We start from the raw sequence: 9302 nt of genomic DNA, 5'->3' as shown, positions 1-9302 counted from the left end.
TGATTGCCCCTGTTCGACGCCAGAAGAACCAATCCCCCGAACGTACGAGCACAAACTCAACCACCACCACGGGCGCCAACACTCACCCCCGCCGTTCCTTCCCAAACACCGACCGATAAGCCCAAAGATTAAACACCAACACCACAGGCACCCCCACCACCGCAGCCGACAACACCAGCCGCATGGATTCGATAGACGCCGTCCCATCCCACAACGTCATATCATCCAGAATCAGATAGGGAAACAAGCTATACCCCAACCCCGCCAGCATCAGCCAATAAAGCACGATGCACAACACAAACGGCAGCCATTGATAGGGCGACTCCTCCCGGGGCACACGAGCCAGCAACATCTCGGCGCCGGAGAAACACAGCAGCATGATCGCCCAGACTCCAGCGACCGTCGCAAATCCCCCAGGATTGCTCCACTTGTAGAAAATCCCGGCATTGGCCAAGCCGAGCATCACCGACGCCGCCACCATCCCCACCGCCGTCCAGCGAATGGCATGGCGTCCCCAGCGGGCGGCACGCCGTTGCAAATCCCCGTCCACGCGCATGACGAGCCAGGCTGCGCCCAACAACACATAAGCGGCCACTACACACAAGCCCATCACCACAGAAAACCATCCGTAACCCGCCTCCGTCTGGTACCCCGTGGCGATGCGTCCCAAGATCAGGCCTTGACCAAATGCCGTCGCCAACGACCCCAGCCAGAACCCGAACACCCATCGTGATTTCAACTCGGCACGAGCACGAATCCGGAACTCAAACGAGACACTGCGCAACACCATGCCCATGGCCATCAACGCCAATGGCCCGTACAGCTTGCCGAAAATAACGCCCCACGCCAGCGGAAAAGCCGCGGCAAACAAGCCTATGCCCAACAGCGGCCAAAACTCGTTGGCGTCGCGCCAGGGGCTCAGCAGCGCCATCATGCGTCCGCGCTCATCGACCGGCGCCACAGGCAACAACATGCCCACGCCGATATCAAAGCCATCGAGCACCACGCCGCCGATAATCAATAAAAACAACAGCCCCATGAACACCAACGGGATCCAGAACGTCGGATCGTTGGCGTTGACACCTAGGGAAGCAGCCAGTGCGGCGATCATTGAGACGTTCCTCCGGGTTTGCGTACCGGCACCACGCCGTAACGAGCCGCATGAAACAACATGCCGTTAAACGCGGCAATCAACACGATATACAACACGCCGAAACCCGCTACCCCCAGCGCCAACGAGGTCGTGCTGGCTGTCCCCAGGACTTCCGTTTGCGTAATGGTGGCATTGACGACGTAAGGCTGCATGCCTACCAATGAAAACACGCCGCCCCCCAACACCATCAGCCCGCCGCTGTACAACATGCCCACCATGCAGCGCAGCCACCACGCCGGCAAAGGAGCAGGATCCAGCTTGCGCCTCAGCGTCATCGCCGCAGTGGCCCACGAGACGAACAACATCAATCCGCCCAATACCAAGATCGCGCGCAGCGTCCAGAACGTCAGCCCTACAGGCGGACGCATGCCGGAGAATTTATCCAGCCCGAGATAACGGCCCTGCTCATCGCGTCCCAGCCACGCGCCGCCTGCTGGTTCGAGCGTCCAGTCGTAGCGATTAGCCTCCGATCGACTGTCGGGCAGACCCACTATCGTCCAACTCGGCACGGTACCGCTTTTCCAATAACCCGCCGCCGCAGCAGCCTTGGCCGGCTGATGTTCAGCCATGACCCGTGCCGCGCCATTCAAAACCGGGATCTGCAGCGCCGAGGCCACCACAGCCACCACCAATGCTGTCTTGAATGTGCAGCGCTCTCCGTCCTGCAAGGGACGACGCAACGCTTGCAACGCGGTGATGCCCAGCATCAAAAAAGCTGCCGCCAGCAACGACCACACCGCCATCAGCGCGAGGTTCCAGCTGAGAGAGGGATTGAAAATCACTTCCTGCCAGTCCAGCACGCGGTAACGAGCGTCAATCAGCGTCGCCCCGGCGGGTGTCTGTACCCACGATTGCAGAACCAGTACCCAAAACAGTGCCGCAGCCTGGCCCACAGCGACCATGAATACCGCAAAGGTGTGCACCCAGTTCGATACCCGGCGCTGGCCAAACAGCATCACGCCCAGAAAACAGGATTTCAGGACAAACACCGACAACACGCCAAAGCCGATCAGCGGTGCGGCCACGTTACCGATTTTGTCCATCAGGCCGGGCCATAGGCTGCCTAACTGAATCAACACCGGCAGCCCTGCCGCCAATGCCAACACAAACGACAGGGCAAAAACACGCACCCAAAACCGATAGGCGGCCGTCCACCCGGCCTGCCCGGTGCCGTGCGCGCGCAATTTGAAAAACAGCAGCAACCAGGCCAGCGCGAACGCCAAAGCCATGAATAGCGCCAGAAAACTGAGGCTGGTCGTGAACTGGATCCGAGCCAGTAAGAGGGGAACAATATCCATGATGGCCGGTAGTGTAGAGCCTGTTTCCTGAACGCGGGAGATGGGCCGCGAGAGCATTGGTGTGCGAACGTGGCAAAATTGATGCTTTGCTGCTGCATTCACCTATCCATTCAGCATGACCACCGCCCCGACTCCGACTGCCGCCACCAACTATCTGCGCAATATCATCGAAGATGACCTGCAGGCCAACCGCTACCAGGATAAGCGCTGGGCCGGCACGCCTGGCCCAGCCTCGGTACAGTCCCAGGGCGGGCCGGACACTGCCCGCATCCGCACCCGTTTCCCGCCGGAGCCCAACGGCTACCTGCACATCGGCCACGCCAAGAGCATCTGTGTCAATTTTGGGCTCGCCCGGGAATACGGCGGGGTCTGCCACCTGCGCTTTGACGACACCAACCCCGAAAAAGAAGACCAGGAATACGTCGACTCCATCATCGAGGCGGTCAATTGGCTGGGTTTTGATTGGAAAGCCGACGGCAACAACAACCTGTATTTCGCCAGCGACTATTTCGAATTCATGTATGAATTCGCCCAGGCGCTGGTGCAGGCCGGCCATGCCTACGTCGATGAACAGACGCCCGAACAGATCCGCCTGAACCGCGGCACCCTGACCGAGCCAGGCACGGCCTCGCCGTGGCGGGATCGTCCAGCCGAGGAATCGCTGGCCCTGCTGGCGGACATGCGTGACGGCAAGTATGCCGACGGCAGCCTGGTGCTGCGGGCCAAGATCGACATGACCTCGCCCAACATCAATCTGCGTGATCCGGTGATGTATCGGGTGCGTCATGCCACGCACCACCGCACCGGTAACAAATGGTGCATCTACCCGATGTACAGCTGGGCCCATCCCGTCGAAGATGCCCTCGAAGGCATCACCCACAGCATCTGCACCCTGGAATTCGAAGACCAGCGTCCGTTCTACGACTGGATCCTGGCGCGCCTGGCCGAACTCGGCAAATTGGCCCGTCCCCTGCCGCGCCAATACGAATTCGCCCGCCTGAACCTCAGCTACATCGTCACCAGCAAGCGCAAACTGCTGCAACTGGTGCGCGAGGGCTACGTTGACGGCTGGGACGATCCGCGCATGCCCACGATATTCGGCCTGCGCCGCCGCGGCTACACGCCGGCCTCCATCCGCCTGTTCTGCGATCGCACCGCCGTGACCAAATCCGACTCGCGCATCGATTACAGCCTGCTGGAACAGGCCGTGCGCGACGACCTGGATCCCATTGCGCCGCGCTCCGTGGCCGTACTGGACCCGATCAAGCTGGTGATCACCAACTACCCGGCTGACCAGGAAGAGCTCTGCTCGGCACCTCGCAATCCCCACGATCCAGATGCCGGCAAACGCGAGTTTCCGTTCTCGCGCGAACTCTGGATCGAGCGGGACGACTTCCGCGAGGAGGCCCCCAAAAAATACTTCCGCCTGTATCCGGGCAACACCGTCCGCCTGAAATACGGCTACGTCGTGCGCTGCACCGGTTTCACCAAAGACGAATCCGGCCAGATCACCGAGGTTCAGGCCGAATACCTGCCTGACACCAAGAGCGGCACGCCTGGCGCCGACAGCGTCAAAGTCAAAGGCAACATCACCTGGGTCAGCGCGGCGCATGCCGTTCCGGCCAAGGTGCATCTGTATGATCGTTTGTTTGCCGATCCGCATCCCGATAGCGGCGACAAAGACTTCCTGGCCTGCCTGAATCCCAAGTCGCGCGAAACCGTGACTGCCTGGCTGGAGCCCGGCACCGTCGCCACGCCGGGCGCCACCTGGCAATTCGAACGGCTGGGTTATTTCACCGCGGACAGCAAAGACTCCACCCCCGAGGCCCCCGTACTCAATCGCATCGTGACGTTGCGCGACTCCTGGGCCACGGCCTGATTTTGACCATGACGACAGACTCCCTCGCCCTCGACTTCAAAAGCGCCACGCTGTATGCCATCCGCGTGGTGTTGCACAGCGCGGATCTGACGCGCCTGTCCGCCGCCCTGGATCAGCGCATGGCTGACGCCGGCAGTTTTTTTGAGAACGAACCGGTGGTCATCGATGCCAGCCGTGTGACGGATCCTATCGATTGGCCGGCCCTGCTCACCGCCCTGCGTGGCCACAACCTGCCCCCTATCGGCGTGGTTGCCGAAGGCGACAATCTCAAGACAGCCCAAGCCGCGGGCCTGGCGCCCGTTGAACTGTCCACGCCCGTAGCGCGCCCCGCGGCCACTGTAGAGATGACGCCGCCCAACCATGTCTCGACGCCGGTCCCTGGCGTACCCGCAGCCGCGTTAGCGACGGGATCTGCCGCGACCAACGATGCCGTTGACGACGCAGCCACGTCAACGGCTGCCACGCAAGACGCCTCGGCCAACAAAGCCCCTGTGCCGGCCAAAACCGATAAGACCTCGGCCAGAACCGGCAAGGCAGCGGCCTCCACGGGCAAGGATGCATCCGGCAAGGCGGCAGTTCCAGCTAAGACCGAGACGGCATCGGCCGAGCCAGCCCCGGCAGTTCCCACCACAGCATTGGTCATCACCAAACCACTACGCTCAGGTCAGCGCGTTTACGCACGGCATACCGACCTGGTCGTCATCGGCATGGTCAGCCAGGGCGCAGAAGTCATTGCCGATGGCAATGTGCATGTCTACGGCCCTTTGCGCGGCAAAGCGATGGCGGGCGCACGCGGCGATACCTCGGCGCGTATTTTCACCACACAGCTTGACGCCGAATTGCTGGCAATCGCAGGCGTGTATCGTGTGGTCGAGGCCAAACTCGACAGCGCTCTGCACAACCAACCTGCGCTCGTGCATCTCGACGGCGAAACACTGCGCGTCGACGCACTGAAGAAATGAACCAAACATGGATCTCGTTATCGGATACACGATCCGATAACGAGGTCTACATCTTGTAAGAAGCCTTACATAGGCTTTTTGCTTTACGATAACGCGATTTATTCGAACATAAGGGTTAAACAGTCATGACACGAATTGTTGTGGTGACTTCCGGAAAGGGTGGAGTCGGCAAGACCACCACGAGCGCCAGCTTTTCCTCCGGTCTGGCCATGCGCGGCCACAAAACCGCCGTGATCGACTTTGACGTCGGCCTGCGCAACCTGGATCTCATCATGGGCTGCGAACGCCGCGTCGTGTATGACTTCGTCAACGTCATCCAGGGCGAGGCCACGCTCAAGCAGGCTTTGATCAAAGACAAGCAGTTGGAAAACCTGTTCGTCCTGCCCGCCTCGCAAACACGCGACAAAGACGCGCTGACCCAAGAAGGCGTCGGCAAAGTCATCGAAGAGCTCAAGGAAATGGGCTTCGACTACATCGTGTGCGACTCGCCGGCAGGAATCGAAGCAGGCGCATTGATGGCAGCCTATTTCGCCGATGACGCATTGGTCGTGACCAACCCCGAAGTCTCCTCGGTGCGCGATTCCGATCGTATTCTGGGTATTTTGGCCTCCAAGTCACGCCGCGCCATCGAGGCCGACGAAGATCCCGTCAAGGAATACCTGCTGTTGACACGCTACAACCCCAAGCGGGTCAATGATGGCGAAATGCTGTCCTTGAGCGATATCGAGGACATCCTGCGCATCAAGCTCATCGGCGTCATTCCCGAGTCCGAAGCCGTACTGCAGGCATCCAACCAGGGCCTGCCAGCCATCCACTTGCGCGACAGCGACGTGTCCGAAGCCTACAAGGACGTCGTCGCACGTTATCTGGGCGAAGAAAAACCGCTGCGCTTCACGGACTACAACAAACCCAGCTTGCTCAAGCGCCTATTCGGAGGGAAGTAAGCAATGTCTTTCCTGTCGTTTCTGCTGGGGCAGAAAAAAACTTCGGCGGTAGTCGCCAAGGAACGCCTGCAGATCATCCTGGCACACGAACGCACTGGCCGCGGCGCATCGCCCGACTACTTGCCGCAATTGCAGCAAGAGTTGGTCGCCGTCATATCCAAGTACGTGAACATCAATCCTGATGACATCCGGGTGCACCTGGAACGCCAAGACACCCTGGAAGTGCTGGAAGTCAAAATCGAAATGCCGCAAAAAGAAGCCTGACCGCGGCACGTTGGCTTTCCCATGAGAAAGGGCCCCGACAATAGTCGAGGCCCTTTTCATATCGATCAAAACTCGGCAGCGCTACGTAAACACTATCCTGTGATCATTCCGAACAGCTAGCGCGGAATGCCGCACGCGGCCCCGCGCTACGGTCCGACATTATTTGCCGACTTGATCCCCGATGATGCCGCCCAATGCGGCGCCACCTATCGTTCCCAGGATACCGCCGTTGGTAATCACGGCACCTGCGACGCCGCCTACCGCTGCACCGCCTACCGTGCTCTTTTGACGCCGGCTCATGCTGTCCCATGACGAACAGCCCGCCACGGAAACCGCCAGCAAAATAGCCATACCCACTTTTGAGATAGTTCCGATTTTCATCATGATGTGATACTCCTGTTCTTGCTGGCGAGCCGCCCCACGGCGAAAACACCTCGCACTTTTATGAACTGTCAGGATCGCAGAAAGTGCCTCGTCAGGCTGTGAGGGATACCGATAAATTGTATCCATGGGTAGGTAATAACCCTGGTCGCCCTGTAGACCGTAGCCTGTTGTCGGGATTATTTCACGAGCTGTAACACGTCGCGAAAGCGGGGATGGTCGCAAGTCTCCATCCATTCAAACAAGGCCATCTCCGCAGTAATGACCGTGGCACCCGATGCCCGGATACGCCGCAAGCCGGCATAGTGATCCGCAGGACGGCGAGAGCCGGCCGCATCGGTGACCAGAACCGCGTGATAGTTCAGCTCAAGCAGCCCCACAATCGTTTGCAGGACGCAAACGTGAGCCTCCCAGCCGGCGACCAGAATCGTGCGCCGGGCCGGAGGCAGCCAAGCCTCGAAACCCGGTTCGCGCACAGCCGAAAAATGCCGCTTTTGAAACACCGACTGCACCGACTCGCATAACGGCGCAATAGTCTTGCCCAATGCCGCGCTGCTGTGTTCGGTAGCCACCACAGGAACGTCCAACAAGCGAGCCCCCTGGGCCAACTTGTGAGCCACCGCTGCCGACTCCATTCCCTGGGAAATCGCGGGCTGCAGGCGTTCCTGCATGTCCACGATCAACAATGTCGAATCGGCGGCGTTGAGCAACATGGCAGGCAAGACCTATGTCGAAGGTTATTTCAACGCCTTGTAGCGCAGACGACGCGGCTTGGCGCCCTCTTCGCCCAGGCGGCGTTTTTTGTCGGCCTCGTATTCCTGGTAGTTGCCATCAAAGAACACCACCTGCGAATCGCCCTCGAATGCCAGGATATGCGTCGCAATACGATCCAGGAACCAGCGATCGTGGCTGATGACCATCACGCTGCCCGGGAACTCGAGCAAGGCATCCTCGAGCGCGCGCAAGGTTTCCACGTCAAGATCGTTCGACGGTTCGTCCAGCAGCAACACATTGCCGCCCGCGACCAGCGTCTTGGCCAGGTGCAAACGGCCGCGTTCACCGCCCGACAATTGCCCGACGACCTTGTTTTGATCGGCGCCCTTGAAGTTAAAGCGGCCCAGGTAGGCACGCGAGGACATTTCGAATTTGCCTACGGTCAACAGATCTGCGCCGTCCGCCACCGCATCGAAGACGGACTTGCCGTCTTGCAACGAGTCACGCGACTGATCGACAAAGGCCAATTGCACCGTTTGACCCAGCACCACGCTGCCCGAATCCGGCTGCTCGCGGCCGGCGATCATGCGAAACAACGTCGATTTACCTGCGCCGTTGGCGCCGATGATGCCCACGATCGCGCCGGGAGGCACCTTGAAGCTGAGGTTGTCGATCAGCAGACGGTCGCCATAGGCTTTGCTGACGTTATTGAATTCGATGACCTCGTTACCCAAACGCTCGCCCACAGGAATAAAGATTTCCTGCGTTTCATTGCGTTTTTGGTATTCGTACGAAGACAGCTCCTCGAACCGCGCCAGGCGGGCTTTGGCCTTGGCCTGACGGCCCTTGGGGTTCTGGCGCACCCATTCGAGTTCTTTCTTGATGGTCTTTTGGCGAGCCGATTCCGAGGCTTCTTCTTGTTTCAGGCGAGCGTCTTTTTGCTCGAGCCAGGAACTGTAGTTGCCTTTCCAGGGGATACCATGCCCCCGGTCCAGTTCAAGAATCCACTCGGCCGCGTTATCCAGGAAGTAGCGATCGTGGGTCACACCCACCACCGTGCCCGGGAATTTGTGCAGGAATTGCTCCAGCCATTCGACGCTTTCTGCATCCAGGTGGTTAGTCGGCTCGTCCAGCAGCAACATGTCGGGCTTGGACAGCAGCAGGCGGCACAGCGCCACGCGACGCTTTTCACCACCCGACAAATTACCCACCGTGGCGTCCCAAGGCGGCAAACGCAACGCATCGGCCGCGATTTCCATTTGATGCTCGATATCGTCCGCGCCACTGGATGCTGCGGCGGCGATCACCGCCTCGAGCTCGGCCTGCTCGGCCGCCAAGGCGTCAAAATCCGCATCGGGTTCGGCATAGGCAGCATAGACCTCGTCCAAGCGTTTCTTGGCGTGCACCACTGCCCCCAGGCCTTCCTCGACGGCCTGGCGCACCGTGTGCTCGGGATTCAACTGCGGTTCTTGGGGAAGGTAGCCGATATTCAAACCCGGCATGGGGACCGCTTCGCCTTCGATTTCCTTGTCCACGCCGGCCATGATCTTGAGCAAAGTGGACTTGCCCGAACCGTTCAGGCCCAGCACGCCGATTTTGGCGCCGGGGAAAAACGAAAGAGAAATATCACGCAAAATCTGCCGCTTTGGCGGCACGATCTTGCCAACGCGATTCATGGTGTAGACGTATTGGGCCATGGACTCTTAT

The 9302-nt window shown here is 59.8% G+C and carries 9 protein-coding genes; 4 read left to right on the top strand and 5 right to left on the bottom strand.

The window, feature by feature from the left end; genetic code table 11:
- Positions 1-82 precede the first annotated feature (82 nt).
- On the bottom strand, positions 83-1111 hold the full coding sequence (locus ACNA0I_RS08800) for a cytochrome d ubiquinol oxidase subunit II (RefSeq protein ID WP_415805704.1): 1029 nt from the start codon (positions 1109-1111) through the stop codon (positions 83-85).
- Entirely contained in the window at positions 1108-2451 is a 1344-nt protein-coding gene (locus ACNA0I_RS08795; protein ID WP_415805703.1) for a cytochrome ubiquinol oxidase subunit I, read from the bottom strand. Before ACNA0I_RS08795 ends, ACNA0I_RS08800 begins: the two co-directional genes overlap by 4 nt.
- 115 nt (positions 2452-2566) lie before the next feature.
- On the opposite strand from ACNA0I_RS08795, the gene ACNA0I_RS08790 reads away from it, so the two are divergent.
- The 4 genes from ACNA0I_RS08790 (at position 2567) to minE (ending at position 6500) form a co-directional block, all read left to right on the top strand.
- The gene (locus tag ACNA0I_RS08790) at positions 2567-4330 is read left to right on the top strand and encodes a glutamine--tRNA ligase/YqeY domain fusion protein (RefSeq protein WP_415805702.1); all 1764 of its coding nucleotides are present in this window, start codon (positions 2567-2569) and stop codon (positions 4328-4330) included.
- Positions 4331-4338: 8 nt separating this feature from the next.
- The gene (minC, locus tag ACNA0I_RS08785) at positions 4339-5292 is read left to right on the top strand and encodes a septum site-determining protein MinC (RefSeq protein WP_415805701.1); all 954 of its coding nucleotides are present in this window, start codon (positions 4339-4341) and stop codon (positions 5290-5292) included.
- A 125-nt stretch (positions 5293-5417) separates the two neighbouring features.
- Positions 5418-6236 (top strand): septum site-determining protein MinD, encoded by an 819-nt coding sequence (minD, locus tag ACNA0I_RS08780; protein WP_415805700.1) that lies wholly within the window; start codon positions 5418-5420, stop codon positions 6234-6236.
- Positions 6237-6239: 3 nt separating this feature from the next.
- On the top strand, positions 6240-6500 hold the full coding sequence (minE, locus tag ACNA0I_RS08775) for a cell division topological specificity factor MinE (RefSeq protein ID WP_094819981.1): 261 nt from the start codon (positions 6240-6242) through the stop codon (positions 6498-6500).
- 159 nt (positions 6501-6659) lie between these two features.
- On the opposite strand, the gene ACNA0I_RS08770 is transcribed toward minE, so the two are convergent.
- The 3 genes from ACNA0I_RS08770 to ettA form a co-directional block, all read right to left on the bottom strand.
- Positions 6660-6881: a glycine zipper 2TM domain-containing protein gene (locus tag ACNA0I_RS08770; protein ID WP_094820162.1), complete on the bottom strand. Its 222-nt coding sequence runs from the start codon at positions 6879-6881 to the stop codon at positions 6660-6662.
- Between the two features lie 179 nt (positions 6882-7060).
- A complete protein-coding gene (locus ACNA0I_RS08765; protein WP_415805699.1) occupies positions 7061-7594 on the bottom strand; it encodes an isochorismatase family protein in 534 nt (177 codons plus the stop codon).
- 24 nt (positions 7595-7618) lie between these two features.
- The gene (gene ettA / locus ACNA0I_RS08760; protein WP_415805698.1) at positions 7619-9292 is read right to left on the bottom strand and encodes an energy-dependent translational throttle protein EttA; all 1674 of its coding nucleotides are present in this window, start codon (positions 9290-9292) and stop codon (positions 7619-7621) included.
- Positions 9293-9302 lie beyond the last annotated feature (10 nt).

The organism is Bordetella muralis (assembly GCF_965139205.1).
Taxonomy (GTDB): domain Bacteria; phylum Pseudomonadota; class Gammaproteobacteria; order Burkholderiales; family Burkholderiaceae_B; genus Bordetella_A; species Bordetella_A muralis.
Note: the sequence above shows the minus strand (reverse complement) of the source record. Positions and strands in the feature narration are given on the sequence as shown.